Source organism: Tunturiibacter lichenicola (assembly GCF_051013355.1).
Classification (GTDB): Bacteria; Acidobacteriota; Terriglobia; order Terriglobales; family Acidobacteriaceae; genus Edaphobacter; species Edaphobacter lichenicola_F.
In genome coordinates, this window is the sequence record NZ_CP132944.1 from 659,731 (window position 1) to 686,199 (window position 26,469).

26 protein-coding genes are annotated in these 26,469 nt (G+C 56.6%); 11 read left to right on the forward strand and 15 right to left on the reverse strand.

Translation table 11 applies throughout. The features are described 5' to 3' along the window. Positions 1-37: 37 nt before the first annotated feature. From RBB82_RS02780 to RBB82_RS02790, 3 genes are all read right to left on the reverse strand, one after another. Entirely contained in the window at positions 38-937 is a 900-nt protein-coding gene (locus tag RBB82_RS02780) for a YihY/virulence factor BrkB family protein (RefSeq protein WP_433973600.1), read from the reverse strand. Between the two features lie 31 nt (positions 938-968). After that, positions 969-1,475 carry a thioredoxin family protein gene (locus RBB82_RS02785; RefSeq protein WP_433973601.1) on the reverse strand — a complete coding sequence of 169 codons (507 nt, stop codon included), beginning with the start codon at positions 1,473-1,475 and terminating at the stop codon, positions 969-971. A 150-nt stretch (positions 1,476-1,625) separates the two neighbouring features. After that, entirely contained in the window at positions 1,626-2,753 is a 1,128-nt protein-coding gene (locus tag RBB82_RS02790; protein ID WP_433973602.1) for a VWA domain-containing protein, read from the reverse strand. Positions 2,754-3,096: 343 nt separating this feature from the next. Between RBB82_RS02790 and RBB82_RS02795 the strand changes: the two genes are divergently transcribed. The 3 genes from RBB82_RS02795 (at position 3,097) to RBB82_RS02805 (ending at position 8,269) form a co-directional block, all read left to right on the forward strand. Further along, a complete protein-coding gene (locus RBB82_RS02795; protein ID WP_433973603.1) occupies positions 3,097-4,638 on the forward strand; it encodes a diguanylate cyclase in 1,542 nt (513 codons plus the stop codon). A 76-nt stretch (positions 4,639-4,714) separates the two neighbouring features. After that, a complete protein-coding gene (locus RBB82_RS02800) occupies positions 4,715-5,662 on the forward strand; it encodes an alpha/beta hydrolase (protein ID WP_433973604.1) in 948 nt (315 codons plus the stop codon). Between the two features lie 210 nt (positions 5,663-5,872). Next, positions 5,873-8,269, forward strand: coding sequence for a putative bifunctional diguanylate cyclase/phosphodiesterase (locus tag RBB82_RS02805; protein WP_433973605.1), 2,397 nt, complete (start codon positions 5,873-5,875; stop codon positions 8,267-8,269). A gap of 168 nt (positions 8,270-8,437) precedes the next feature. On the opposite strand, the gene RBB82_RS02810 is transcribed toward RBB82_RS02805, so the two are convergent. Next, positions 8,438-8,698, reverse strand: coding sequence for a GlsB/YeaQ/YmgE family stress response membrane protein (locus tag RBB82_RS02810; protein ID WP_433973606.1), 261 nt, complete (start codon positions 8,696-8,698; stop codon positions 8,438-8,440). A 201-nt stretch (positions 8,699-8,899) separates the two neighbouring features. Here RBB82_RS02810 and RBB82_RS02815 point away from each other — a divergent pair, with 201 nt between their 5' ends. Next, complete coding sequence (locus tag RBB82_RS02815; RefSeq protein ID WP_433973607.1) at positions 8,900-9,385, forward strand: VOC family protein; 486 nt, start codon at positions 8,900-8,902, stop codon at positions 9,383-9,385. Here the strand turns inward: RBB82_RS02815 and RBB82_RS02820 are convergent. Then, complete coding sequence (locus RBB82_RS02820) at positions 9,350-9,739, reverse strand: DUF6979 family protein (RefSeq protein WP_433973608.1); 390 nt, start codon at positions 9,737-9,739, stop codon at positions 9,350-9,352. The two genes, RBB82_RS02815 and RBB82_RS02820, sit on opposite strands and share 36 nt — an antisense overlap. A 51-nt stretch (positions 9,740-9,790) precedes the next feature. Then, positions 9,791-10,477: an ROK family protein gene (locus RBB82_RS02825; RefSeq protein WP_433973609.1), complete on the reverse strand. Its 687-nt coding sequence runs from the start codon at positions 10,475-10,477 to the stop codon at positions 9,791-9,793. Between the two features lie 240 nt (positions 10,478-10,717). Here RBB82_RS02825 and RBB82_RS02830 point away from each other — a divergent pair, with 240 nt between their 5' ends. Continuing rightward, on the forward strand, positions 10,718-11,173 hold the full coding sequence (locus tag RBB82_RS02830; RefSeq protein ID WP_433973610.1) for a TonB family protein: 456 nt from the start codon (positions 10,718-10,720) through the stop codon (positions 11,171-11,173). Between the two features lie 99 nt (positions 11,174-11,272). Here the strand turns inward: RBB82_RS02830 and RBB82_RS02835 are convergent, their stop codons facing one another. Together RBB82_RS02835 and RBB82_RS02840 are read right to left on the reverse strand one after the other, a co-directional pair. Beyond that, positions 11,273-11,437 (reverse strand): hypothetical protein, encoded by a 165-nt coding sequence (locus RBB82_RS02835; protein ID WP_433973611.1) that lies wholly within the window; start codon positions 11,435-11,437, stop codon positions 11,273-11,275. A gap of 258 nt (positions 11,438-11,695) precedes the next feature. After that, positions 11,696-12,838, reverse strand: coding sequence for a hypothetical protein (locus RBB82_RS02840; RefSeq protein ID WP_433973612.1), 1,143 nt, complete (start codon positions 12,836-12,838; stop codon positions 11,696-11,698). A gap of 298 nt (positions 12,839-13,136) precedes the next feature. Here RBB82_RS02840 and RBB82_RS02845 point away from each other — a divergent pair, with 298 nt between their 5' ends. Together RBB82_RS02845 and RBB82_RS02850 are read left to right on the forward strand one after the other, a co-directional pair. Next, positions 13,137-14,294, forward strand: a complete 1,158-nt coding sequence (locus RBB82_RS02845) for a hypothetical protein (RefSeq protein WP_433973613.1) — start codon at positions 13,137-13,139, stop codon at positions 14,292-14,294. A gap of 104 nt (positions 14,295-14,398) precedes the next feature. Next, the gene (locus tag RBB82_RS02850; protein WP_433973614.1) at positions 14,399-15,502 is read left to right on the forward strand and encodes a hypothetical protein; all 1,104 of its coding nucleotides are present in this window, start codon (positions 14,399-14,401) and stop codon (positions 15,500-15,502) included. A 42-nt stretch (positions 15,503-15,544) separates the two neighbouring features. Here RBB82_RS02850 and RBB82_RS02855 read toward each other — a convergent pair whose 3' ends face one another. Both RBB82_RS02855 and RBB82_RS02860 read right to left on the reverse strand, forming a co-directional pair. Then, on the reverse strand, positions 15,545-15,928 hold the full coding sequence (locus tag RBB82_RS02855) for a RidA family protein (RefSeq protein WP_433973615.1): 384 nt from the start codon (positions 15,926-15,928) through the stop codon (positions 15,545-15,547). A gap of 32 nt (positions 15,929-15,960) precedes the next feature. Then, positions 15,961-16,602 (reverse strand): SRPBCC family protein, encoded by a 642-nt coding sequence (locus RBB82_RS02860; protein WP_433973616.1) that lies wholly within the window; start codon positions 16,600-16,602, stop codon positions 15,961-15,963. Positions 16,603-16,872: 270 nt separating this feature from the next. On the opposite strand from RBB82_RS02860, the gene RBB82_RS02865 reads away from it, so the two are divergent. Then, complete coding sequence (locus RBB82_RS02865; RefSeq protein ID WP_433973617.1) at positions 16,873-17,892, forward strand: alcohol dehydrogenase; 1,020 nt, start codon at positions 16,873-16,875, stop codon at positions 17,890-17,892. Between the two features lie 94 nt (positions 17,893-17,986). Here RBB82_RS02865 and RBB82_RS02870 read toward each other — a convergent pair whose 3' ends face one another. The 3 genes from RBB82_RS02870 to RBB82_RS02880 all read right to left on the reverse strand — a co-directional run bounded on the left by RBB82_RS02870 (position 17,987) and on the right by RBB82_RS02880 (position 19,901). Beyond that, a complete protein-coding gene (locus RBB82_RS02870; protein WP_433973618.1) occupies positions 17,987-18,940 on the reverse strand; it encodes a phytanoyl-CoA dioxygenase family protein in 954 nt (317 codons plus the stop codon). A 140-nt stretch (positions 18,941-19,080) separates the two neighbouring features. Further along, the gene (locus tag RBB82_RS02875; RefSeq protein WP_433973619.1) at positions 19,081-19,566 is read right to left on the reverse strand and encodes an SRPBCC domain-containing protein; all 486 of its coding nucleotides are present in this window, start codon (positions 19,564-19,566) and stop codon (positions 19,081-19,083) included. Further along, positions 19,563-19,901 carry an ArsR/SmtB family transcription factor gene (locus RBB82_RS02880; protein ID WP_433973620.1) on the reverse strand — a complete coding sequence of 113 codons (339 nt, stop codon included), beginning with the start codon at positions 19,899-19,901 and terminating at the stop codon, positions 19,563-19,565. The genes RBB82_RS02875 and RBB82_RS02880 overlap by 4 nt, the downstream gene beginning before the upstream one ends. A gap of 245 nt (positions 19,902-20,146) precedes the next feature. Between RBB82_RS02880 and RBB82_RS02885 the strand changes: the two genes are divergently transcribed. Then, positions 20,147-20,713 (forward strand): DUF417 family protein, encoded by a 567-nt coding sequence (locus RBB82_RS02885; RefSeq protein WP_433973621.1) that lies wholly within the window; start codon positions 20,147-20,149, stop codon positions 20,711-20,713. Between the two features lie 27 nt (positions 20,714-20,740). Further along, positions 20,741-21,202, forward strand: coding sequence for an anthrone oxygenase family protein (locus RBB82_RS02890; RefSeq protein ID WP_433973622.1), 462 nt, complete (start codon positions 20,741-20,743; stop codon positions 21,200-21,202). A gap of 125 nt (positions 21,203-21,327) precedes the next feature. Here the strand turns inward: RBB82_RS02890 and RBB82_RS02895 are convergent, their stop codons facing one another. After that, a complete protein-coding gene (locus tag RBB82_RS02895) occupies positions 21,328-21,633 on the reverse strand; it encodes a hypothetical protein (RefSeq protein ID WP_433973623.1) in 306 nt (101 codons plus the stop codon). Positions 21,634-21,726: 93 nt separating this feature from the next. On the opposite strand from RBB82_RS02895, the gene RBB82_RS02900 reads away from it, so the two are divergent. Continuing rightward, on the forward strand, positions 21,727-22,047 hold the full coding sequence (locus tag RBB82_RS02900; protein WP_433973624.1) for a hypothetical protein: 321 nt from the start codon (positions 21,727-21,729) through the stop codon (positions 22,045-22,047). A gap of 188 nt (positions 22,048-22,235) precedes the next feature. On the opposite strand, the gene rpoC is transcribed toward RBB82_RS02900, so the two are convergent. After that, on the reverse strand, positions 22,236-26,426 hold the full coding sequence (gene rpoC, locus RBB82_RS02905; RefSeq protein WP_433973625.1) for a DNA-directed RNA polymerase subunit beta': 4,191 nt from the start codon (positions 26,424-26,426) through the stop codon (positions 22,236-22,238). Positions 26,427-26,469 lie beyond the last annotated feature (43 nt).

Below are 26,469 nucleotides of genomic sequence, written 5' to 3' on the forward strand. Positions count from 1 at the left end.
TATGACCAGTGAGTTGAGTATAACTGCCGTGGCAATTCTAACCGGGCGGAAGGGGGTTTGGGGTTGCCGGGTTGGAATGAGTTCGTTGATGGTGGAAAAAACGTGTACGAAACTCAGTGTTGAACTCGGCTCCGAAGAGAACGCAAAGGGAGATGATGTAGAGCCAGAAGAGTAGAGCGATTCCTGCGCCTAGCGAGCCATAGACCTGGGAGTAGTTGGCAAAACGGGTGACATACCAGCCGAAGATGAGGGTGGCGAGAAACCACATAGCGGTGGAGAGGAAGGCTCCGGGGAGAGTTCGCTTCCAGGATTGCTGCATGGGGGTACCCATGTGATAGATGAGAGCTGTGATACCGATGCTGCCAGTGAGAGCGACACTCCAGCGAATCAGGAGCGCTAAAAGGAAGACTGAGGTTCGAGCGGAAGGCGCGATATGCCCGGCGAGCCACTCGGTGATGAAGTGACCGAAGACTACTAGGATGCTGGCGAGGGCAAAAGGGATCAGCGAAAGAGGGACAAGGAGGAAGGCGCGGAGGCGACGTTGCCAGAATGTCCAGCAATTGACTGGGAGGTCATTGGCGCGTCGGAGACCCTCCATGATGGTGGCCAGGACGCTGGAGGCGCCAGTGAGGCTGACGATGAAGGCAAGGGCGAGAGCGTGGGTGGACCGGGTGGTTTGAGGCTCGGCGACGAAGTAGCTCTGCAGCAGCGGGCTAACGTCCGGGGGCAGGATGCGATCGAAGAAGATGGCAAGCTGAAAGCGGAGGGGAGTGGTATCAGGAAGCATGCTGGCGATGGCGGCAGCGACGATCAGGGCCGGAAAGAGAGAGACCATCGCGGAGTAGGCAGTGGATTGGGCGAGGTTGAGGCAGTCGTGCCGCATTGCGCGTAGCAATGTGCCGTGGAAGACCATGGGAAAGCGAAATAGCCTCCTCATGGGCGCAGGCCAGCCGACGGATAGGTCAGGGCTATGCCTTCCATCGGGTGAGGAGGGCGGTGATGGCCTCCTTGCTGGTGTGCTCGAACTCCTTTTCGTGTTCGGCGTAGAGGAGATTGCCGTGGGCGTCTATGACGGCAAGAGAAGGGATGCCGTGGGCGATGGGGACGTGATACTTCTTTGCGACGTCGACGTTGTGATCGACATGGCCTGTGTCAATGTGGACGACGATAAAGTACTTTGCCAGCAGTTCGGCGTTGGGAGACTGCTGGTAGTAGTAGTCGAGGACCTGGCAATCACCACACCAGTTGGCGCCGAAGTCGAGGAGGATGCGCTTGTGCTCACGGCGGGCCTGAACCATGGCGGCGGCGATGTCGGCGCTGGCATCTGCGGTCTCCGAGTAGAGGTTCCTATTGACGTGAAAGGTGGCTTGCGCGACTGCGCGGGGAACAGGCGTAAGAACCTGCAAGAGCAGGCCCATGCCTACGGCGGGGAGTAGCGCGTTGCGGAGGTGCGCGATCATGAGAGACCTTTTCATCTTTTCGAGCTCATTGAAGACCTGATGCATGCCGCGGCTTTCGTTAGGACCATGGTTCATTCAGGCCAAGGATTTATAGAGATGATGCATGAAGACCGTGGCCCGACGCAAAACTGTGTTGGACAAAAGTACTAGCTATTGGGGAAATAGCTATTGACCGGAGTAGTATCCGTCGCGGGTCTGGACGAGCAGGCCCTTCTGGTGGAGGGCAAGGTCGATCTGGTGGAAACCGTTGGCGGCCGCGTCCTGGCTGGGTGTGTACCCAAGGCGGTACTGGGCGCGAAGTTCTTCGGCAATCTGGTTGTAGATCTGAGCGACGTCCTGATTTTTCTTGACTTCAAAGAAGCGTCCACCGGTCTCCTGGGTCATGCGCTCGAGGATCTTCTTGCCGTCGACATGGCTCGTTGAGGGATAGTTGCTGCCACCGTTGCCGCCTCCTCCGGGATAGCCGCCGCCTGGGTAACGGCCGGGGTAACCCCCTCCCGGATAGCCGCCGCCTGGATAGCCACCGCCGGGGTACCCGCCGCGGCCATGTTGCGGATTGTTGTTCTGAGGATGCGTCTCTTCGCCCTTGAAGTAGATGGCGTAGATGATGGTGTCGGAACGCTGGGCGGCTTCAATGGATCGGACGAGGGTTTCCTTACTGTTTCTGTCGACTCCGTCGGAGAGGATGATGACGGCTTTGCGACCGGCCTGTTTGTGCATCAACTCGTCTGAGGCAAGGAAGAGGGCGTCGTAGAGGGTGGTTCCACCGACGCGGCGACTACCGGCGGTGTCGTCGGAGTTTTTACTGGGCGTATCGATCTCTTTTAATGCTTTTTGAAGAAGCGGGCGAGAGGAGGTAAGGTCTTGCAACAACTCAGTCTCGCGAGCAAATTGGGCGATGAAGGCCCGGTCTTTGGGGGTGGTGAGCATCTGGTCGAGGAAGGTGCTACTGGCGGTGCGCTCTTCGTCGATAACGTCACGCTGAGACATGCTGGTGTCGACGAGGAGACCGAGGATGAGAGGGAGATTGGTGTCCTTGTCGAAGTAGCGGATGGTCTGGGGTTTGCCGTCGACCTGGAGCATGAAGTCGTCTTTGGTGAGGTTCTGAATGAGGGCTCCCTTTTTGTCGCGGACGACGACAGGGAGATTGACGAGACGAGCATCGACCGCGATCGTCGGGGCGGCCGATGTGGGGGATGGATCGGGCGTAGAGGTCTTTTGCTGGGCAGACAGGGAGGGTACGAAGACGAGGCCGGCCAGGACGAGTGGCCGGAATGAGCGGAGGGCGTTCATGTGGGTTTAGACGTTCTTGCTCAGGTGGGGTTTCAATCGCCTGCGATGTGGCCTGACATTTTTACTGACGCGAATTCGCTTGCGCTTGCTACTATCGAATCATTCACTCCAACCAGCTTCCTGCTCACGGTTTAGCGGGTTCAACGTGAAGTGTCTGGAGATGAAAAGGGTTTTCGCGTGCGGCAGGCTCGGTATTGTGGAGTTGGGAGTGTGATAGACCGCCGTGTAACAGATTGGATTCTCTAGTTTTTTTGTTCGCGCTCCACAGAGTCATATCCGAGTATCAAATGACGTTGTGGTGCAGTATGCAGTCAACGTTAAGAGACGCCGGAACGAGATCGCAATGGCCGTAGACAAGATCAGTGGCGTGTTGTCGCTCGACGCAGGCTCGGCCGTATGTGCCGTACCTCCGACCGAGCGCGTCGCCATGCACGATGAACCTGTGCGGTGGATACACCTGATCGCAACGTTCTTTACTTTGCTGCTTTTTTCCTGGCTGGGAATCATACTTTCGCGACAGTCAGATGGAGTCGCAACGATCTGGTTTACGAACGGTCTCCTGTTTGCCGTTTTGATCAAGAGGCCACGAAATACCTGGATCTATTATTTTGTCGCGGGCTTTCTGGCCGATACGCTGGCTGATGTGGCATACGGCGATCCGGTGGGACTGGCAATCGGAGTATCGGTTGCTAACTCCGTTGAGGTCATCCTCTCGAGCCTGCTGTTGACGCGGTGGTTTGGCAGCCCGTTCCAGCTGACCAAGCGCGTACCGCTGCTTGGTTTTTTGGGCGTAGCTGTGGTTGGGGCGACGGCAGTGACGAGTGCCCTGGGCGCTTCGTGGACCATGCTGTTTGTTAACGCAGGGCCGTGGTGGATGCTGTTTCGTACCTGGTACCTCGGCGATGTGCTGGGCATGGCCATCATTGCACCGCTGGTTTTCATTCTGCAGCGGCCTGGATTTTTCAGCATGCTGGCAGGCCAGCAACTACCCCGGACGCTACTTCTGCTGATGGTCCCTGCAATCGCTACTGCTCTGGTATTCAGCCATAGCAAAGATCCCCTGATATTTTTCATCTTTCCTGCGCTTCTGCTGGTGGTATTTCGGTTGGGGTTTCCCGGGACCGTGCTTGCGGTGTTCGTGATCGCGCTGATCTCGATCTGGTTCACTGTCACGGGACACGGACCGTTGATGTTGATCACAGGAACGAATCTGCTGCACAAGATTGTGATCGAACAGATCTTTCTTGCGGTGGCATTGTTTACGTTCTTTCCGGTTGCAGCTCTGCTCGAGGAGCGCAAAGCACTGGAGCTCTCGCTGCAGAAAAGCGAACTGCGGTATCGGGAGCTGGCCAATGCGGATGCACTAACCGGCCTGGCGAACAGGAGAGCATTTGACGAACGGCTGGAGGAGGAGTGGAATCGCGCAGTACAGCAGTCGCAGTCGCTGGCTTTGCTGTTGATCGATGTGGACCTGTTCAAGTCGTACAACGATATCTATGGGCACGTCGGCGGGGATGAATGCCTGCGCTGCATCGCGAAGGTGATCGCGAACACGCTGCAAGAGAAGGCAGATATAGCTGCGCGGTTTGGAGGAGAAGAGTTTGCGGTGATTTTGCCGAATACACGATTGGACAAAGCGTTAGAGGTTGCTGAGAGCGTTCGGCAAGCGGTCGCAGGCATGAAGGTGCCACACTCAGGGAATCAGCTTGGCATTCAGACGATCAGCGTCGGTGTGGCGGCTGGCGTGCCAGACAAAAGTGCACCCTTGATTTCGCTGCTGACCGCCTCCGATCATGCTTTGTATCGGGCTAAGTATCTGGGTCGAAATCGAGTTGAGTCGACGGTGGCTGCGATGCCCCGAACCGAGATGTCGACCGCGGATTAAATCGCTTGACTATGTGGACGTTACCCCTATTTTTTACGGCCGAAGTTTACCCGGACGCGTGTATTCTGGCGGGACGATGAGACAACTGCTTTGGCTGGCGGCTGGGTGTGTCGGTGCGTGCCTGAGCGTGGGGTGTGCCTCGATCGCAGCGACTGCTGCGACAGCTCCGCCGGCTACCGATACCAAGCCTCCAGCTGGATTTGAGAAGGCTGTCGTTCTTTGGCCGAAGGGAGCGCCGGGGGCGCTGGGAACGAGTGATGGGGATGTGCCAAAGTTGTTTGTTTACCCGGCAACAGGAGCTGGGCCGCACCCAGCTGTGATCGTCATGCCGGGAGGCGGATATCTGCATCTGGCGATCGAAAAGGAAGGTGGAGAAGAAGCCCGATGGCTGAACGCGCACGGGGTGACCGCGTTCGTGCTGGAGTATCGCTTGGGGCCCCGATACCACTTCCCTTCTCCGATGCTGGATGGAGCGCGGGCGGTACGATATGTCCGCAGCCATGCGGAGGAGCTAGGAGTCGAAAAGGACAAGATTGGGCTATGGGGCTTCTCCGCGGGAGGCCATTTGGCTGGCTATCTCGCTGTGGTGAATGATGCAGGCAAATCGGGAGCGGCGGATCCGATCGATCGCGTAAGTGATCGGCCTGACTTCGCAATTGTGTCCTATGGGCGATTTACTATGGACACGACAATTCCACGCAAGACAAATATGGAAGGACTGTTGGGAGACCATCCGACCATGGCTATGATGGATGCGGTCTCGGTGGTGAAGCTGGTGACGAAGAACACTTCGCCATGCTTTATCTTTTCGACGACGGCGGATCAGACGGTGAATTCGCTAAACGCTACGGAGTTTTATGACGCGCTGAAACGGGCAGGCGTACCCGCGGAGTTGCATATCTTCGAGCGCGGACAACATGGTGTAGGAATGGCGCAGGGAATGAAAGGCTCCCCAGAGCTGGCGATCTATCCAACTCTGCTGGCGAACTGGATGGAGATGCACGGCTGGATGGCACAGGACTAGGATGGGACGGTTGGATGTCTCGACGACATCAGAGTTGAAGGCCACGAGTCATTATTCCTGAGTCACGGGAAATCATGACTCGTGGCGATTGCCTGATAAGAAGTACACGTACCAAAGCTTTCCACGACGGCTAAACTGATTTCTCGACTTTACTACCGGAGAGTTAGAGAATGATGTCGGCACTGCGTGACATGTACCTTGAGGTATTACTTGAAGGCTTCTGCGTTCGACTCCCAGCGATCCTGGGTTTGGAAGATGATCCTATCCGCCGTGCCAATCTCAGTGGCGCTAGGACAGCTCTGGCGGTTCAATCACGGCGCTAATTTGGCAGCGGTGATCACCGTCTCATTAGGTGTCGTCTGCCTGATGCTCGCCACGTACGCGCTGTGGCATGAACATGAGCGGGCAGCAAAACTGAAAGGAGCCCAGGAGGCACACTCACAGTTTCTTGCAGCAACGGAGACGAGCCTGGATGCATTTTGCATTCTTGAGTGTCTACGAAATGATGCGCGGGAGATCGTCGACTTCCGCATTGTCTATGTCAATGCGAATGCAGAACGGCTGGCGGGACGACCTCGCTCTGATTTAGTGGGGCAGATGCTCTGTACAGCTACACCAATGGAAGCTACGAGACCGATGTTCGCCAGGTTCTGCAGGGTCGTCGAGTCCGGAGAGCCGCTGAATGAAGAGTTTCCTGTCGGCCATCCGACGATCAGGGCTACGTGGTTACAAAGCCAGGTAGTGAAGCTGGGCGATGGTCTTGCCCTTACCTTCAGCGACATCAGCGAAGCGAAGGCAACGCAGGAACGATATGCGCATTTAGCGGAGTTTACCGATTCCGTGTTTCAGAATGCTCCGTTCAGCATCGTCGCGACTGATACCAACGGAATGATTACGGCGATGAACGTAGCGGCCGAGAAGCTGACGGGCTACAGCCGCGAAGAGTTGGTGGGAAAGGCCCCACTGACCAGATTGCACGATGAGCGGGAGTTACTGGGCAAGGCAGTGAGCATTGACGCCGCTGCGACGCTGGATAAGTATGGATTTCAAGTTCTGACAGCGGGCGCGACTGTGGGAGGAACCGAAGAGCAGGAGTGGACACTGATCCGGCGTGATGGGGGGCGAACCCCGATCAACCTTGCCATGAGAGCAGTGACCTCGGATACAGGCGAGGTGAGCGGGTTTGTCAGTATCGCGTTCGACGTCAGCGAGCGCAGACAGATGTTAGATTACGTGACCCATCTCGCGACGCACGATCAACTGACTGGGCTGGCGGGACGAGCTCTGCTGCAGGACAAGACGGTACAAGCCGTGGAGCTGGCGCGACGATATGGGACTAAGGTAGCGGTATTCGTAATTGACCTGGACCACTTCAAGCGTATGAACGATTCGCTGGGACATGCGGGGGGAGACCAACTTCTGATAGAGGCTGCCAGAAGGCTAAGCCGTTCTGTACGCAGTACGGATATTGTTGCGCGTGTCGGTGGCGATGAGTTTGTCGTTGTGATGCCTGACATTACCTCGGTCGCTGATGTCGAACAATGCGCGGCTAACTTGGTGGCAAAGCTGGCGCCGGAGATCTCGATCGAAGACCATCTGGTGCGTGTGACGGCAAGTGTTGGGGTGTGCATCTTCCCCGACTTTGCCAGTGACGCCAAGCACCTGTTGAAACGGGCCGATTCGGCGATGTATGCAGCAAAGGAGAACGGCCGCAATCAGCATCAGATATTCAGCGAAAGCATGTTGAAGGAGACGGCGGAACGCTTGACGATGGAGCATGCGTTGCGCCACGCGCTGGCAAATGGCGAGCTGAGCATGCACTACCAGCCTCAAATTTCCTTGACGACTGGAGCTATTACTGGAATGGAGGCGCTGTTGCGCTGGACCCATCCCAAGCTCGGAAATATCCCGCCGGCGCAGTTCGTTCCTCTGGCAGAAGAGACAGGATTGATCGTGCCGATTGGCGAATGGGCGTTCATGGCGGCGTGCTGCGAGGGCAAGGCGCTGCAGGATGAGCTGGGTGCCGACCTGACGGTGTCGGTGAATTTGTCGCCGCGGCAGTTTCAGCAGAAAAATCTAGTGCATATCGTCGAGAATTCCCTTGCTAAGAGTGGACTCCCCCCAGAGCGACTGCAGATCGAGATTACGGAGAACATGTTGATGGTCAGCTCCGAGAATATTCTGGATAAATTGCAAAAGATCCGGGAGCTGGGTGTGCGCATCTCGATTGATGACTTTGGCACTGGATTCTGCAGCTTCTCTTACCTGCTGGAGTATCAGGTAGACCGCCTGAAGATAGATCAAAGTTTTGTGAAGAAGGCAGAGACGGATGCGAACGCTGCTGCTGTGGTGCGAACGATTATTGCAATGTCGCACGGATTAAATATCAAGGTTGTGGCAGAGGGCGTCGAAACTGATGAACAGCTGCGATTTTTAATGCGAAGAAAGTGTGATGAGGCGCAGGGAAACTATATTGCGGTACCGGTCGCACGCAGTGAGTTCTGTGATGTCGTGCGAAAGTACAACAAGAATGTCCTTGTCCGTTTGGCCGAGCCGGTGAATGGATCGGGTCGAGAGATAGCCCGTGGACTGATTGCTCAGCAATAGGCTGTTTAGAAATGGTTTTGTGTCGCGAGGAAGGCCGAGATAAATTGGAACGGCTCGCAAAAATCTAAGTATCCCAAATCGTATTGTTCTCTGGAAAAAATAAAACGAAGGCGGCACAATGAGTGCCGGCCTACGTCATGTCTCTTAGGAAGAAGACTTGATCAACGTTTAGGTGGTGGCCCGACTGCGCTTGATCAAATGATAGATGCCGAGCAGAATGAGAGCCCCAACGAGGGACATAAGGAAACCTGCCGACTGATCAGGTTCGTAGTGGCCGATAGCGCGGCCAAGGAATGTTCCGAGAAAAGACCCAGCGATGCCGATGAGCATGGTGATAAAGATGCCGCCGGGCTCTTTGCCTGGGATGATGAGCTTCGCAAGCGCGCCGACGATGAGACCGATAAGAGCCGTCCACAACAGATGAAGCATATCTGTTCCTCCGTGTTGGTTTTCCGGGGTCGCCGGATTCGTCTCGATTGATGGGAGAAGAATACTACTACTTTGGAGCGTCGCAAGATTTTGCTTTTACTCATCGTCAGATTTCGCCGACAGAATGGTGCGTGGGGGTGCTAAGTTCATCCAATTGATATGAGTGATCAGGCAATCAATTCGGGTGTCAAAATAGGCCACGTGCATCTCAAAGTTTCGGATCTGGAACGGGCGCTCAGTTTTTGTTGCGGCGTGCTTGGGTTTGAGTTGATGCAGCGGTTTGGAGATTCAGCGGCGTTTATCTCTGCGGGGGGTTATCACCACCATATTGGATTGAATACATGGGAAAGCAGAGGCGGAACCGCCGCACCACCAGGACATACGGGCCTATACCATCTGGCGATTCTCTACCCGACACGGTCCTCGCTAGGAGACGCTTTGCGACGGCTGCAAGGTGCCGGCGTGCCGCTTGATGGAGCTGCTGATCATGGGGTCAGCGAGGCTCTTTATCTGCGGGACCCGGACGGAAACGGTGTCGAGCTCTACCGGGACCGCCCGCGTGCAGAGTGGCCGACCGATGGGGACGGTCTTGCGATGTATACCCGAGCCCTGAATCTGCGAGCGCTTCTGAATGCGGCGATCGAAGATGCGTCAGGCGCTGCGCACGATCAAATCGTTCTTCCATAGAGCCAGAACGACATCCATCTGACTGTTGTGGTCGATGTCTTCGCCGTCGGTTACTTCGGCCCAGAGGGTGGTGACCGTCTTGTGGGTGCCCGCATTGAGCAGGCCAATAGCGCGAAGAGCGTAGGCTTTGTGCTTGTTAGAGGGAGCGTATTGACCTGCGGGAATTCCCTTTATTAAACCTGCTTCACAGAGGCTGAGAAATGCGAATCGAGGGCCTCCCTTTCGCTGAGCGGAAGGGCTTGTGGGATAAAGTTTCGCCGTCGCGTGCTCCCAGCGGGCTGCAGGGGAGATGACTTTGCCGTGGGTGTCCATACGAGCCGCGATAAGGGCGGCCTCGCCGTATTTGTTCGCCATGATGTCTCCAGAAAGATTGTTTCAGCTTCGAGCGAACGACGTCGTAGAAGATTATTTCAGCTTAAGGGCGGTCTTATTGGGTTTCAGGGGATTATCCCAAAGCCTGAGACCGCCATCAATAGCATTGCTGTTGGCTCCAAGGATGACATGGGGGGGAAGGTCTGTCATCAGCTTCGCATTGCCTCCGCCAAGAAGGACCGAGTCGCAGACCATCGCAGCCTGAAGGCGGTTGATGATGTCGAGCACAGATTTCTGCCAACGTTTTTTGCCACGTGATTCAAGGCCGGCAAGACCAATGTACTCCTCGTAGGTGCGGCCCTTTTTGTAAGGGAGATGAGCTAGTTCGAGAGGAATGACGACTCCATCGAAGATCATGGCCGAACCAAGTCCTGTGCCGGTGCCAAGGAAGAGCATGCGACCGCCCTTGTAACCTCCAAGAGCCTGCATGGCGGCGTCATTGATGAAACGAATTGGCTTGCCCAAGGCTTTTTGATAGGGAAAATCAATCCATCCGGGAGCGAGGTTGTGTGGTTCAGCTAATGGATGGTCGTGCGCCACAGGTCCGGGATAGCCGATGGAGATGCGGTCGTAGGTCCAGCCTTCGGTAGCAACGAGGACATCCTTTGCCATCTGCTCGGCAGTCATGGTTGGCCCGGAAGGAATCTTGATTGGGACGCGCATATCGGTGGACGCGACCTTGACGTTGGTACCGCCGATGTCAATGACGAGAACTTTCATATCTGCATTGGATGTTAGCAGCGTTGGAGAAAGCGCTTGTTGACGCTCAAAGACCAGTGCTTTAGTCGGGCGCTAACGATAATTTTGCATCTTTTGTTAAATCGCCGTATTTAGAACAATTTTCTGGCGACAACTTATTGAAAAAACGATGCTATTTTACTCTAAAAAGAATTTTGTTGACAATCGTATCTTGACAAAGATATTGTGGTGTTGGGCACACTTGCCCTAGAGATGAATATTATGCGTCGAGTCATTGTGGCCACCCTCCTCCTGTCCCCCGTGTTGCTTCACGCTCAGGCCAAATCGCCTGCCCAACCCCAGACTTCAACTCTGCAAGCTAAGCTCGCTCAGCCAGCCCTCGGCTCTGAAGCGGATCACAGCACCGCTGGCACGACGAACTCGGTTCGCGTTTCAACGGGCGTGAACGCTCCGAAGCTGGTGTACACAGTCGACGTCCAGTCAGACTATGACTTTACCGCCGCAGCTCGATTTGAGAGGACTGCTGTGGTTTCTTTGACGGTTGCTCCGAACGGCAAGCCGTCTGATTTGAAGATCGTTCAGTCCGTCAATCCGATCATGGATAAGAACGTTCTCGCAGCAGTGAGCCAGTACCGCTTTACTCCGGGCACGTTGGACAACCAGCCAACTGCAATTCCGGTCAATCTGGAAGTTGTTATTCGCGGCGCAATTCAGTAGTTTCTTGGTGCGATCGTTGTTGTTGGAAGCAGTAAAAAGGCAGACTCTTTCGAGTCTGCCTTTCTTGTTTTTGCTGGGTTTTTGATGATTCGTCGATCACTACTGGGTTGCGGGTGTGTTGCTGTTTGGGGTTGTGCCGCTTGGGTTTGGGTGGAAGATCATAAATAGAGTGATCGAGGCAATGATGATGCCGGCGATGATGAAGAACATGAGGGGGCTGGAGAAAGCTGGGCGCTTTTCCGGCGGTGGGGTGGGCGACTGCATAGCTGGTTGGATGCAAAATTTGCCGTTCGCGCAGTGCTTTTTTCTGGCGTGGTGAATGGGTGTTTTTGCAGGGGTTTTTGCGAAAAAGCCGTGCGAAATTGTGGTTTTTTTATGGTGAAAACGTGGTGGAATGCGTGGTAAACGTGGTGAATAAACTACATCAAAATCACCCGCGAAAAATACGCCACGTTTTTCCGATTTATTTCATGGCCGTTTTATTTCGGGATGAGGAGAAGAATGAATGGAGCGAGTTCTCTTTTATGGCGCGGAGGGGACACGCTTCTCGAATGCCAAGACAGCATAGGCGGTTGCGGCATCGCTCATAAAGAGAGCCGCGTCGTCTGTCTTCGGATCGCGTTGCTCGTTGAGCGAAGGAGCCTGCCACCTGCCATCGTTCTCCTGATGCTGCTTGAGCCACTCCAGACCACGCTTCAGCGCCGCGTCCTGCTCGTCTGCTCCTGATTTCTGGAGAGTTAAGACAGCCAGGCTCGTTCCGAGCCCGTCGCTCGCAGTTGGCTCAGGTGTATCGTCTTCGCGTTTCCACGGGTTGATCGAGACAAGGCTCCAGCCACCGTCGGTCTGTTGCAGGCTATTCAGCGTGTTGAGCAGCTTCTCGCGATCTGCAGGAGTCAATAAGTCGGGCACTTTGGTTGAGGCCCATAGAACGTAGAGCTGGCTCATCAGAGGCTGAGCGGCATAGTCGCGTTTCAGATATTGGCGCAGCAGTTCTATGTTCTCGCGAATGTCTGGCTCGCTCGCATAGTGGTCCGGCTCATCTGCCACCGCGATCATCAGCCAGGTTGCGCCCTGGTAGGCGGACTCGACTGATTCCCATGGTGCGAGTTTGAAGTCCTGCCACTTCCATGCGCCAGCTTTTTCGCCAGACTTTTCCTGGAGAGCCCATGCGTTGTTGAATGCGGTTCTTGTGATGGGACGCAGATGGCCCTGCCGTGCGTCGTAGCTGGCGAGAACTACCGCGTTCAAAACCGCTTCGGTTGCGCGGGACTCTGCTGCTTTACCTGGGCCGACAGCATCGGAGTAGAAGGGAGCCATCTCCGACCAGTGGCTGACGCGCTTTTCTACGCCATCGAGCATGATCTTTTCTGGCGTAGGCATCACCGTCTCGTTCAACTGTTGTTGCAGCACGGGGCGCGCGAAGGCGTACGTCATCGTTGTATGGCAGGAGATGCAGACCGTTCCGTGATCTCTCTTTGCTGCCGGCCAACTTTGCCACCATACCTCACGACTATCGAGGTAGGCCGCGGCCTTCTGGTCCCAGGATGCAGAGGCGAGGACGGTAGCAGCTGTGTAATGCCGATATGCGTGCCTGGACTTCCAGAAAAAGACGCTGCCGATACCTACGGCCAGCAACAAACACGCCCACAGTACCCTACTCCGCATCGGTGTCTCCCTGTGCCATTGGACGCCACCCTGAGATATTGCCATGGTATTTCAATTCTGGTTGCCATGGATGGTCAGTAAAGAACTGGCGATAATGACAACCCTTTCTTAACTCCACAATTGAAAAGAACGGGGCGATTCTGTGCTGTGATATGATTTTCGCCTCCCAAGGGCCCCCCTCAAAAGTAATTTTCTTCCTGTTGTGCTCTGGAAAATGATGCCCGTCGGGCTGCCTTCCTGGAAACACCGACGCTACGTAGTGCACCTTTACCGTCTCCTTCATCCTTGAAAGGAATTCATGATGCAATCGCCATGCAAGTCAATTCGCAGAGCTCACTACGTTGGGCGAATCCTTCTTGCCTTAGCCCTGCTGTCCGTCGCCGCATTGCAGCCTGCCATCGGTCAAGCTCTCCAGGAGCAGCCCGACGGGCATCACTCTCCAGAGTGCACCAAGGGCTTCACCATCAAGGACCTCGGCATCCTCCCCGGGGGCAGCCTCAGCCTGGCTACCGCTATCAACAACCGCGGCCGGGTGGCCGGCGAAGCGGACGCGGCAAACGGGGCTGGTCGCGCTTTTTTGTTCGAACACGGGGTGATGAGGGACCTCGGCACTCTTCCCGGTGGCTTCTTTAGCACCGCTAACGGCATCAACGACCGCGGCCAGGTGGTTGGCATTGCAGACACCGCGAGCTTCCTTGAGCACGCTTTTTTGTTTGAACACGGGATGATGACCGACCTTGGCACCCTCGGGGGCGACTCCAGCGAGGCTTTCGGCATCAACGACCGCGGCCAGGTGGTCGGCGAAGCGGAGACCGCTGGCAGCGCTTTCCACGCTTTTTTGTTTGAACACGGGGTGATGACCGACCTCGGCACCCTCCCCAATAGCAACTTCAGCAGCGCTACCGCTATCAACAACCGCGGCCAGGTGGTCGGCTTTGATTTCCTTACAAGCGGGGCTGAGCACGCTTTTTTGTATGAACACGGGGAGATGACCGACCTTGGGACCCTCCCCGGTGACGTCGAGAGCTTTGCTTCGGGCATCAACGACCGGGGCCAGGTGATCGGCTACTCCTCCAACGGGAGCGGGAGTAGCCGCTCTTTTTTGTATGAGCACGGAGAGATGACCGACCTTGGCGCCCTCCTTGGCGGCACCTTCACCGCTATCGCTATCAATAACCGCGGCCAGGTGCTAGGCCAAGCGACCACCGCGAGCGGGGCTACGCATGTCTTTTTGTTTGAAGACGGGGTGGTCACCGACCTTGGCGCCCTCGGCACCCTCCCCGGTGGCGTCGCAAGCCAGGCTTCGGCCTTCAACGACCGCGGCCAGGTGGCCGGCATTTCTCTCTCAGCGAGCGCGACTCAGCGCGCTGTCCTCTGGGCACCTAACCACCGCCAAAATGACCACGATTATGGAGACGACGAGAGTGACCACAATGAACACGCACACCAAAAGTGACGACAAGGAAGGGGGACACCGCAGCCGTCAGAGCGATGTCGTCCTTCTCCAACCGTCTGCCACGACGACGCTCACCGTCCCTTCACCCTTGAAAGGAATTCATTATGCAATCGCCATCCAAGTCAATTAGCAGAGGTCACTACGTTGGACGAATCCTTCTTGTCTTCGCCCTGCTGTGCGTCGCCGCATTGCAGCCTGCGTTCGGTCAAGGTTTCCAGGAGCAGTCCGACTGGCATCACCGTCCACAGCACCCCAAGGGCTTCACCATCAAAGACCTCGGCACTCTCCCCGGTGGCGACTCGAGCCAGGCTACCGGCATCAACGACCGCGGCCAGGTGGTCGGCTATTCTTCCACCGCGAGCGGGAGTACCCACGCGTTTTTGTTTGAACACGGGGTGATGACCGACCTCGGCACCCTCCCCGGCGGCAACTCGAGCCAGGCTACCGGCATTAACGACCGCGGCCAGGTGGTCGGCTATTCTTCCACCGCGAGCGGGAGTCCCCACGCGTTTTTGTTTGAACACGGGGTGATGACCGATCTCGGCACCCTCCCCGGTGGCACCTTCAGCTTCGCTTTCGGCATCAACAACCGCGGCCAGGTGGTCGGCTATTCTGATGGCCCGATCGGGGCTTTTTTCGCTTTTTTGTTTAAAGACGGGGTGATGACCGACCTTGGCACCCTCGATGGCGACATCAGCAGCGCTACCGGCATCAACAACCGCGGCCAGGTGGTCGGGACCGGCCAAGCGAACGGCGTGAACAGGCCTGGTCACGCTCTTTTGTTTGAAGACGGGGTGATAACCGACCTTGGCACCCTCGGTGGCGACTCCAGCGAGGCTAACGGCATCAACAACCGCGGCCAGGTGGTCGGCTATTCTTTACCCGGGAGTGGGGCTGATCACGCTTTTTTGTTTGAAGACGGGGTGATGACCGACCTTGGCACCCTCCCCGATGGCGACTTCAGCGACGCTACCGGCATCAACAACCGCGGCCAGGTGGTCGGCTATGCGACCATCGCCAACCAGATTTCTCACGCTTTTTTCTTTGAAGACGGGGTGATGACCGACCTCGGCACCCTCGGTGGCGACTTCAGCTTCGCTACCGGCATCAATGACCGCGGCCAGGTGGTCGGCTATTCTTACACCGCGGGCGGGGCTCAGCGCGCTGTCCTCTGGATACCTGACCACGGCCAATGTGACCACGATTAAGGAGAAGACGTGCAGCGTCTACGCCACCAGTGGTTGCGGACGCTACTTAGCGGCGATGACTTCGACTTCCACCAAGAACTCGGGGCGGACGAGCTGGGGTACGACCAGCAGCATGAAGGCTGGCCTGATCTCTCCGAGGAAGCTCTTGCGCGATTTGGCGTAGGCGGGGATGTCTTCGGCTCGCGTCAGATAGGTCGTGACTTTTACGAGGTCGGCGACGGTCATCCCGGCCTGCTCCAGTATGCGGAGGATGTGCTTCCAGGCGAGTTCGGATTGACCGACGATGTCAGTGGGCAGTTCGCCACTTGTTGCGAGGCCGGGGGTGCCGGAGGTCATAAGCCAGCGCAGGTTCGGAGCGGCTTCGATGGCGTCGCTGTATGCGCCGATCTGAGAGGCGACACCGATGTCGTGAATTTTGTGAGTCATTGGGGCGAGTCCTCGTTTCAAGTCGTCGCTGGTTATGGATGTTCCGCGGCAGCTTTCAGGTTGGCCAGGCCTTTGTCGAAGTCGGGGCCGATCACCTTGTCCATCGTGGTGAAGACGCTCATCAGTTTGCCGGGAAAGAATCTGATCGGGCCGTTCATGATCCAGTTCACGCGGGTGGTGGAGCCTTGCGGTTCGAGTACGAAGTCGGCGGTATTGTGGCCTTCGAAGGGCTTGAGGAAATCGATTTTGATGGTAGTTGTGGTGGGGTCGATGGAGAGGATCTCCATGCGGCCCTTGCCTACTTTACTGTTTCCGTCCCAGTCGTAGACGGAGCCGACGCCGCTGGGTGGGCCCGAGTAGGTGGTCTTCATGGCTGGATCAAGCTTCGCCCAGGGCGACCAGGTGTCCCACTGATGAAAGTCGTTGATGATTGCGGCGATCTTTTCAGGCGGGGCGGCGATGGTGGTGGAGCGTTCGACTCGGAAGCTGTCGGGCTTGGTGAGTGCAAGGAGAAGAATTGCGGCGATTGCCAGAACAACGATGAGGCCTATCGTTTTGAACATTGTCGCTCCTGGGAGTAAGCGGCCAGTATAGGGCGGGAAGACGGTTCGCGCCAGCGCGAATACCCCACCCTTCGCAAAGGCGCGAAGGATGGGCCACCCAGCTATGTTCACCTCTCAAAATCGAGATGTGGGCACCCGTGTGTCGGATTTAAATATGAGGCACCTGTTGTCGCGCGTGTAAAGAAGAAGGACTACATTTTTAACGACTACTCATTGGGATTAGCGGGTAGGAGCAATTTGTCAGCTTTTTCTTGATCCGCAGATGTCAGTCGAAGCATCGAATTTGTTCGATGAGCTGTTCGCGCGTGGACGCGAGTGGCGAATAGATTCGGCTGCACCACCACCAAGCGTTTCAACATTGTGAGATTCACAGGAGGATTTATGGCAGCAGCAAGGATGAAGGTGGCTCAAGTTCCCTCGGCCGGCGGCGATTTCCAGATTGTGGAGCGCGAGATTCCTAACCCGGATGCGGGACATGTGCGGATCAAGGTGCTGGCCTGTGGTGTGTGCCATAGTGACGTTCTGACGAAGGAAGGCGCTTGGCCCGGGATTCAGTTTCCGCGCGTTCCTGGACATGAGGTGGCTGGTGTCGTCGATGAGGTTGGCGCGGGTGTTACAGGGTGGAAGAAGGGGCAGCGCGTCGGCGTCGGCTGGCATGGCGGCCATGACAACACGTGTCTTTCGTGCCGGCGCGGAGATTTTAATAACTGCGAGAAGATGCAGATTGCGGGCATCAGCTATGACGGCGGATATCAGCAATATATGCTGGCTCCGGTAGAGGGACTGGTGGCGCTGCCTGAGACTCTGAACGATGTTGAAGCGGCACCGTTGCTTTGCGCAGGGGTTACGACCTTCAACGCGCTTCGGCACAGCGGCGCGCTTCCCGCCGACCTCGTTGCGGTGCAGGGTGTCGGCGGTTTGGGTCACCTCGGAATTCAGTTCGCGAGTAAGTTCGGTTATAACGTCGCAGCGATCGGGCGCGGGCCGGAGAACGCGGCGCTCGCGAAGAAGCTGGGAGCAAACGTGTACATCGACAGCAAAGCGACGAATGCTGCGGAGGAGTTGCAGAAGCTTGGCGGGGCCAGGGTGATTCTAGCGACAGCTCCTAGTTCGAAGGCGATGTCCGAGTTGATCAACGGCCTGGGACCGAACGGTAAGCTCGTGGTGATTGGCGCATCGTTCGATCCCATTGAGGTCACTCCGGTGCAGCTCATCACTGGAGCTCGAACGATTCAAGGCTGGGCTTCGGGAATACCGACAGACTCGGAGGATACGCTGCGCTTCGCTGAACTGACTGGCGTGCGGCCCATGATCGAAACCTATCCGCTTGAAAAAGCGGCCGAGGCTTATGCGCGGATGCTGAGCGGGAAGGCAGAGTTCCGCGTAGTTCTTACGATGTGAGTGCACAGCGGAGAGGGTGCGCGCTTAACGCGGGTGCCCATATTTCAAATCGAGATATGGACACCCGCGCTTTCTCCCACTGCTGCAGGTCCGCTCAGTGCACCAACATGGGGATTTCTCGCTCGATCATATCAATCATCGTCGTGTAACGAAGTCGCTTTTCGGGGCTGTCCACCTGCTCAGCCTGCGCTGCCAGCTCGGCCAGTGAGGGCTTTATACGCAAAGGCAAATTGCGCCAGTAGTACTTCAACTCATCATGTTTCCAGTCCGCATAGGTGTCTTCCCAAGTCCGGCCGCCTTTAGCCTGGTTGGGAAACACGATCTCGAGCGGGGAGACGGCTTCGTCATAGCTTTGAAAGCGGCAATCCACTGAAAAACGGAGTTGGCTGGAGGTACTGAGTGTCGAGCGATGCACCGTCAGGCTGTGAAAGAAGACAGCATCTCCCGCGTTGATGTGTCCGCCTACCCAATCGCCTCCCTGGGCTGTTTCAGGGTTGATGTATCCCTCGGTATGTTGAAGCCCAAATAGATGCGACGCTTCCTTGATCTCGAGTGTCCCCTGTCCCTGCAGACAATCATGGAGCGGCATCCATACGGTGTAGCTCTCAGAGCTTCCCGCAATGCCAGAGTTGTCCTGATGCGCATGCAAAAGGGCGGCCTCACAGTTAGGGAAGATCATTCGTGCTATGGGCTTAGGATGAACGAAGAGGCGCGGCCCACCCACTAGCCGCTTCATCACATCGGTTAACACCGGATGATGGGTCAACGCGTGGAGCCGCTCCAAGCGGAACGCGCGGTTTGCGGCCTGCTTGTATTTCAGATCTGGATCGAAGCACGTGCTGGCAGGATTCGCTATTCGATCCGATGGTGCGGACCCTTCGATCGTCCAGCCCTCGTCCGATGCAATGCCGGTCATATCGCCGAGGAGTTGCTCTAAGTTCTCTTTCGGCAGCAGGTCTCGGATGAAGACGTATCCGTACGTCTCCATCTCACTCTTGAGAGATACGGAATCCAGATCTCTGGCGGAGATTGTGCGAAATGATTTCATCGTGCCTCCGAGGGAAAAACATTTTCAGCTTACTCTCCCGGAGGCTCGATATTTGTCATTGCTTTGTCACTAGATTGTCTCATCGTGCTGGCGATCGTAGACCTTGCGCTTACGCTTGGAGACTTCGCCGAAGGAGACGTTTATTTTGTCGCGTGGTGCAGACTGGACATTGATTCGAGGCGGACGTAGCTCGCTTCCATGCCGTGCTCCATGCCGGTCGCAAGCATGGTTGCTCGCGTTTTCTCATCGGGCAGAGTCATCCGCATGGTCATCAACGTTCCTTCGCCGTCCGGATCGAATCTGGTTTCGACGTGATTGTCGGGGGTTGGATCGGGAAGGTGCATCCGCTCGACGTGCACGATTCTGCTGTACGGAGTGAGCTCCAGAATTTCGCCGGTGATGTAGAACCCCTGGCCTTTGCCGTTGGTCCACTCGTAGCGGAACTTCCCTCCGGGCTTCGCGTCATGGATGCAGACAGGCATGGTCCAGCCTTCAGGGCCGAGCAGCCATCTCTGAATCACCTCGGGATCGGTGTGGGCGCGGTAGAGCGCTTCGGGCGGCGCATCGAAGCGCCTCGTGACAATCACATGCTTATCGCCTTCCGTCTTCAACGTCATCTTGCTCATCGCGTTTTTCCCTTCTTCGTTGTGTCGACGCCGGCCAGAACTTCGTCCAACCGGTCGTAGTTCTTTTCAAGTGCAGTGCGGAGCATTCCAAGCCACTGATCCATCGCTTCGATACCCGCTTTTGCGAGACGGCGTGGACGCCTTGTGCCATCCACCCGCCGCATGATCAGCCCAGCATCTTCGAGGACCTTGAGATGTTGCGAGATCGCGGGTTGCGTCATCTCGAATGGACTTGCCAGTTCATTGACTGTGGCCTCGCCCAGCGAGAGCCGCGCCAGAATTGCCCGGCGCGTTGGATCAGCTAAAGCAGAGAACTTTATATCGAGCCCATCCATAGGCTTTAACTTATATAAGTAAGTACTTATTGTCAAGAACGAAATTTACTTTTTGAATACTGAGGACTTGGCGTCAGATAGTGTTGGTTGCATGCCACATCTCAAAATCGAGATGTGGGGCACCCGGCTTACAATTTTGAGTCGGCCACTCTTCTCGGATCGTCACCGCTAAGGAGTGTTGACGGCTTTTACATCTGCCTTCAAGATTTGACGAACGATGGATCATCACATGAAGGAGTCATTTTATGACTGAACCCACATCCGCTAAGGCGTCAGGCAAGAGTGTGCGCGGATCTCAAGCGAACACAGGTAACGAACTGCAGGCGAAGAGTGTTCTAACGAAGATTGCGGCGTTCGTCGCAGATCGAAATATCCCTTTCCTTGTTTGCAGCATTGGGATGATCGTGATGCTGCTGTGGGCAGGCAAGTTCAAGATGACAGCATCGGGAGCAGAGGGCATCATCCCGCTCGTCTCTAACAGCCCGCTGACCAGTTGGCAGTTCAAGGTGTTTGGACCCTATCGTCTGGGGGATATGATCGGGATCACTGAATGGACAGCGGCAGTTCTGCTGATCATTGGCTACTTCAAACCTAAAGCGGGTATTGTGGGCGGAATCATTCTCGTCGGCATGTTCTTCACCACGAGCAGCATGTTGATCACAACTCCGGACGACACCGTTGTGGTGAACGGCATCCACTACATGAACAACACCGGCCTGTTTCTCTTCAAGGACATTATCTCGTTCGGCGTTGCGTTCTATCTGATCAGCTACTATGGCCGAAAGGCGATCGTTGCTGAGAATCAGAGATGATGGCTTGCAGGATATGAGGTATGGCTGATGTCCTCTGTTGCGCTGCGATATGGAGTTGTGGTGCTGGCGGTGGTTGCTATTGGTTTGGTCGCTGGTACTCTGCTGGGCTCGGGATTGGTTGGGCTCAGCGCGAAGGGTCTGCCGGAAGAGATGTGGACGAAGAGCTTTCAGCTTGAAGATGCGCTGTACTCCAAGGCGATGCCACCGCTCTTCGTTACGTCACTGGCTGCGTTGTTTGTTTCTTGCTTCGTGACGAGAGGAAGTGCGCGTGGTCTGTTTGTGGCTGCCACAGTTTTCATGCTCGTCGTGTTGATCGTTACTCTCTGGGGAGAGGTGCCGCTCAATCAGCAGATTCAGACGTGGGTTCCGGGTGCTGCTCCTGCGAACTGGGCTGACATTCGCGACCGGTGGCTTGCGAATCACTTGGTGCGGACAATTGCTGGTTTGTTGGGGTTTGTTTGCGCGACGGTTGGGTTGGCGAAGATGTAGCGTGCCAATAGAGGTAGTTCGCGCGTAGCGCGAATGCCCACTCATGCGATGAGACCGCATGAATGGGGCACCCAATGTGTCATAAAGTTTTGTGTATGGGCCACCCGCCACTCAGCTACTGGTATCTATTGCTTAAGTCGCGCGAGGTATTCGTCTTCTTCTAAATCTGTGACAACAATGTTTACGTTGATAGAAAGTCCGACCTCTGAACTTAGGTAGGTGAAGTGTCGTGTCAGAACTTTATATAAACGGTTTTCTTCCAGCTTTAGGCTTACGGAATCTCCAACTGCAGGAATCGGGAGTGCGGCAACAGAGTCACCATAAGGCGCCTCGAAACTCAATTCTTCTTCTTGAACGAAGTCAAAAGGACGCTTTCTGTCGTCAGGCTTGTATTGATACGTAATTGAAACCCATGTCATTTTCTCTGCCACTTGCACATTCTCCTTTTCGGGATGTAAGTGATGATTCTAGAGGATTGCTCTCGTTTTGGCTGTAGCTAAGGGCATGCTAAACTATTCAATCTTATGGGCTTCCTAAACTGGCTCAAAAATTATTCGTATCTCGCTGGATGGTTCTCTCCTGCAATTGCACTAATCGGTATGATGATTCGGGGTGGTGGCACCAAGGACAACGCTCTAGATTGGGCAAGAATGATGCTGTATATCGCCTATCTGACAAGCCTTGCTGCAGTATTTACGCCAGTACTCGATGATTCGAGTCGGATATTCGCCGGCTGTGGCCTAGCTGTACTGACTATTTATTTCATGGTGCAAAGCGACCATGATGCCACTGTTCATCGTGAAGCTCAACGGAAAGCCATCGGCATTATCTCCCCACAGCAGTGACGGTGCATCAACATACTGTTTGCTGTTTCTGATAGCTCACAACGCCATCGGTGCAAAGGCGGATAACTGGCCGGAACCCAAACAATATTCCAAGCTAAAAATCTGATGGGCGGACTCTTTCGAGTCCGCCCATTGTTGTTGGTGTAGTTTAAGGTTTCACGCGAAGCGTCGAGAACGGTACGAAGTACTTACTCGGCGGCTAGTTCTTCTTGTTCGCCTTCCATGCGCATCTGTTCTAGTTCGCGCTCTTCGGCTTCGATGGCTGCTGTCACTTCCTGCTGGACCTGGGCTGCCGCTTCTTCTAGCTCTGGGGAGAGTTGGACGTTGCGGTAGTACTCCATGCCGGTGCCGGCGGGGATGAGGCGGCCTACGATGACGTTCTCCTTGAGGCCACGGAGCGTGTCGATGGAGCCGTTGATGCTGGCTTCCGTGAGTACGCGGGTGGTCTCCTGGAAGCTGGCGGCCGAGATGAAGCTGTCGGTCGAGAGCGACGCCTTGGTGATGCCGAGGAGGAGCGAACGGCCGATTGCAGGCTTGCCGCCGGACATCAACACGCGCTGGTTCTCGGCGTTGAAGCGGAAGCGGTCGGTCTGCTGATCGATGAGGAACGAGGTGTCACCGACTTCTTCGATCTTGACCCAGCGAAGCATCTGACGAACGATGGTTTCGATGTGCTTGTCGGAGATGGTAACGCCCTGGAGCCGGTAGACTTCCTGGATTTCGTTGACGAGGTACTGCTGCAGTGCGCGCTCGCCGAGAACTTCCAGAATGTCGTGCGGGTTGCGAGGACCGTCGATGAGTGCATCACCGGCACGGAGGCGTTCGCCTTCCTGCACGTTGACGTACGTACCGCGGGGAACGCTGTACTCCTCTTCCTGACCGTTGTCGGCAGTGACGTATACCTTGCGCTGTCCCTTGGAGACTTCGCCGAAGCGAACGACACCATCGATCTTGCTGATGATTGCCGGGTCGCGTGGCTTGCGGGCCTCGAAGAGTTCGACGACGCGTGGGAGACCGCCGGTGATGTCCTTGGTACGCGTTGTTTCGCGTGGGATCTTGGCAAGGATGTCGCCGGGGAAGATCTCGTCGCCGTCGGCCACCATGAGGTGAGCGCGTGAAGGCATGAGGTAACGCTTGTTGCCGTGAGCGGACTTGATGATGATGGCGGGCTGACGCTTCTCATCGGAGGAGTCGGCAACGACGAGACGGCTGAGGCCGGTGACTTCGTCGACTTCTTCGTTGAGGGTGACGCCTTCCTGGAGGTCCTTGAACTGGACGGTTCCAGCGATCTCGGTGAGGAGGGAGAAGGTGTATGGATCCCATTCGCCGAGCGTGGTGCCCTGTTTGACCTGCGCGCCCTCTTCGACCTTGAGCTTGGCACCGTAGACGACAGCGTAACGCTCCTTCTCGCGGCCCTTCTCGTCGACGACGGCGAGTGAACCGTTACGGTTGAAGGCTACCAGGCCGCCGTCCTTGGAGCGAACGGTGACGAGGTTGATGAAGCGCACGGTGCCGGCGTTCTTGGCTTCGAGGTGCGAAGCGTCGGATACGCGTGATGCCGTACCGCCGATGTGGAAGGTACGCATGGTGAGCTGAGTACCAGGCTCGCCGATGGACTGCGCCGCGATGACGCCTACGGCTTCGCCCATCTCCACCATCTTGCCGGAGCCGAGGTTACGGCCGTAGCAGAGGATGCAGACGCCGCGCTTGGATTCGCAGGTGAGAACCGAGCGGATCTTGACGCGCTCAATACCCGCGGCCTGAACGGCGTTGGCGAGATCTTCGTCGATCTCCTGGTTGATGTCGACGATGGTCTTGCCCTCGAAGTCCTTGAGCTTCTCGAGCGAGACGCGGCCGATGATGCGGTCGCGAAGGGGCTCGATGGTCTCGCCGGCTTCGATGATCGGAGTGACGTAGATGCCTTCGACGGTGCCGCAGTCGTTGTGCGAGATGATGACATCCTGCGCAACGTCGACCAGACGGCGGGTGAGGTAACCCGAGTCGGCGGTCTTGAGTGCGGTGTCAGCGAGGCCCTTACGTGCGCCGTGCGTCGAGATGAAGTATTGCAGCACGGTGAGACCTTCGCGGAAGTTCGCCGTGATGGGGGTTTCGATGATTTCGCCGGAGGGCTTTGCCATCAAACCACGCATGCCGGAGAGCTGGCGGATCTGCTGTTTGGATCCACGAGCACCGGAGTCGGCCATGATGTAGATCGGGTTCATGGCTCCTTCCTTGTCGGCACGCTTCATGTTGTTGAACATCTCATCGGCGACGCGCTCGGTGACTCCCGACCACATCTGGATGACCTTGTTGGAGCGCTCACCATTGGTGATGGCTCCGTCGAGGTACTGCTGCTGCATAGCGAGAACCTGCTTTTCGGCATCGCCCACGACGGTGTACTTGGAGTCGGGGATGACCATGTCGTCGAGCCCGACCGAGAGGCCGGAGCGCGTGGCATAGGTGAATCCGAGATCCTTGACGCGGTCGAGAGTCTTGACGGTGACTTCGAGGCCGAGGTTCAGGTAGCAGTAGTTGATGAGCTGGCCGATGCCCTTCTTCTTGAGCAGGCCGTTGACGTAAGGCATGCCTTCGGGGAGCGCATCGTTGAGGATGGCGCGGCCGACGGTCGTGTTGATGTACTGCTTGTTGAACTCGACCGGCTCGGTGTGGGTGAGGTCCTGATCGTCGTACGCGGTGGTCATGTCGAGGACAGGACCGGTGTAGCGCAGACGGATCGGTGTGAGGGTCTCGACCTGCTTCGCTTCGAGAGCCATGAAGACCTCTTCGATGTTGGCGAAGACGCGGCCTTCACCGATGGCGTTGACCTTCGCCTTGGTGAGGTAGTAGAGGCCGAGGACGAGGTCCTGCGTTGGCACCGTGATGGGCTGACCGCTGGCGGGCGAGAGGATGTTGTGCGAAGCAAGCATGAGAACGCTGGCTTCGATCTGAGCCTCAGGCGAGAGCGGGATGTGAACGGCCATCTGGTCGCCGTCGAAGTCCGCGTTGAAGGCGGTGCAGACGAGCGGATGGATCTTGATCGCCTTACCTTCAACGAGCACGGGCTCGAAGGCCTGAATGCCGAGACGGTGAAGGGTCGGGGCGCGGTTCAGAAGAACTGGGTGATCCTTGATGACCTCTTCGAGGATGTCCCAGACGATGGGTTCCTGCATCTCGACCATCTCTTTGGCCTGCTTGATGGTGGTGCAGTGACCGGTCTGCTCGAGGCGGTGATAGATGAAGGGCTTGAAGAGCTCGAGCGCCATCTTCTTGGGAAGACCGCACTGGTGCAGCTTCAGCTCTGGACCGACGACGATGACCGAACGACCGGAGTAGTCGACGCGCTTGCCGAGAAGGTTCTGACGGAAGCGACCCTGCTTGCCCTTGAGGGTGTCGGAGAGCGACTTCAGCGGACGGTTGTTCGCGCCACGAAGGACGCGGCCACGGCGGCCGTTGTCGAAGAGAGCGTCGACGGCCTCCTGCAGCATGCGCTTTTCATTACGCACAATTACTTCGGGCGCATGCAAGTCCATCAGCTTCTTGAGGCGGTTGTTACGGTTGATCACGCGGCGATACAGATCGTTCAGGTCGGACGTGGCGAAGCGGCCGCCGTCCAGCGGAACGAGAGGACGCAACTCAGGCGGGATCACGGGGATCACGTCGAGGATCATCCACTGGGGCAGGTTGTCGGACTTGCGGAAGGCCTCGACGATCTTGAGGCGCTTGGAGTACTTCAGCTTCTTCTGCAGGGACGACTCGGACTTCATGCGCTCGCGCAGCTCGATGGAGAGCTCGTTGACTTCGACGCGCTTGAGGAGTTCCTTGATGGCTTCTGCACCCATCATGGCCTTGAAGCCGGAGGGGCGGTACTGCTGGTCGAGCTCGCGGAACTTGGTCTCGTCCTTGATGACTTCGCGCTCCTTGACGGGCGCGTCGCCTGGATCGACGACGACGTAGGACTCGAAGTAGAGAACGGCTTCGAGCTCACGCAGGCTGATGTCGAGCAGATGACCGATGCGTGAGGGCAAGCCCTTGAAGAACCAGACGTGCGAGCAGGGGCTGGCGAGCTCGATGTGTCCGAGGCGCTCGCGGCGAACCTTCGAGAGGGTGACTTCAACGCCGCACTTGTCGCAGATTACGCCGCGGTGCTTCATGCGCTTGTACTTTCCGCAGAGGCACTCCCAGTCGGTGATGGGTCCGAAGATGCGTGCGCAGAAGAGGCCGTCGCGCTCGGGCTTGAAGGTGCGGTAGTTGATGGTTTCTGGCTTGGTGACCTCGCCGTGCGACCAGCTGCGGATCTTCTCGGGGCTGGCGAGCTGGATCTTGATGGCGTCGAAGTCGGCGATAGGACCGGTCAGTTCGAAGGGGCTGGAGCGAAACATATTTGACGTCTCCGTATGCAGTGTCTGGCGTTTGTTGCGCCTT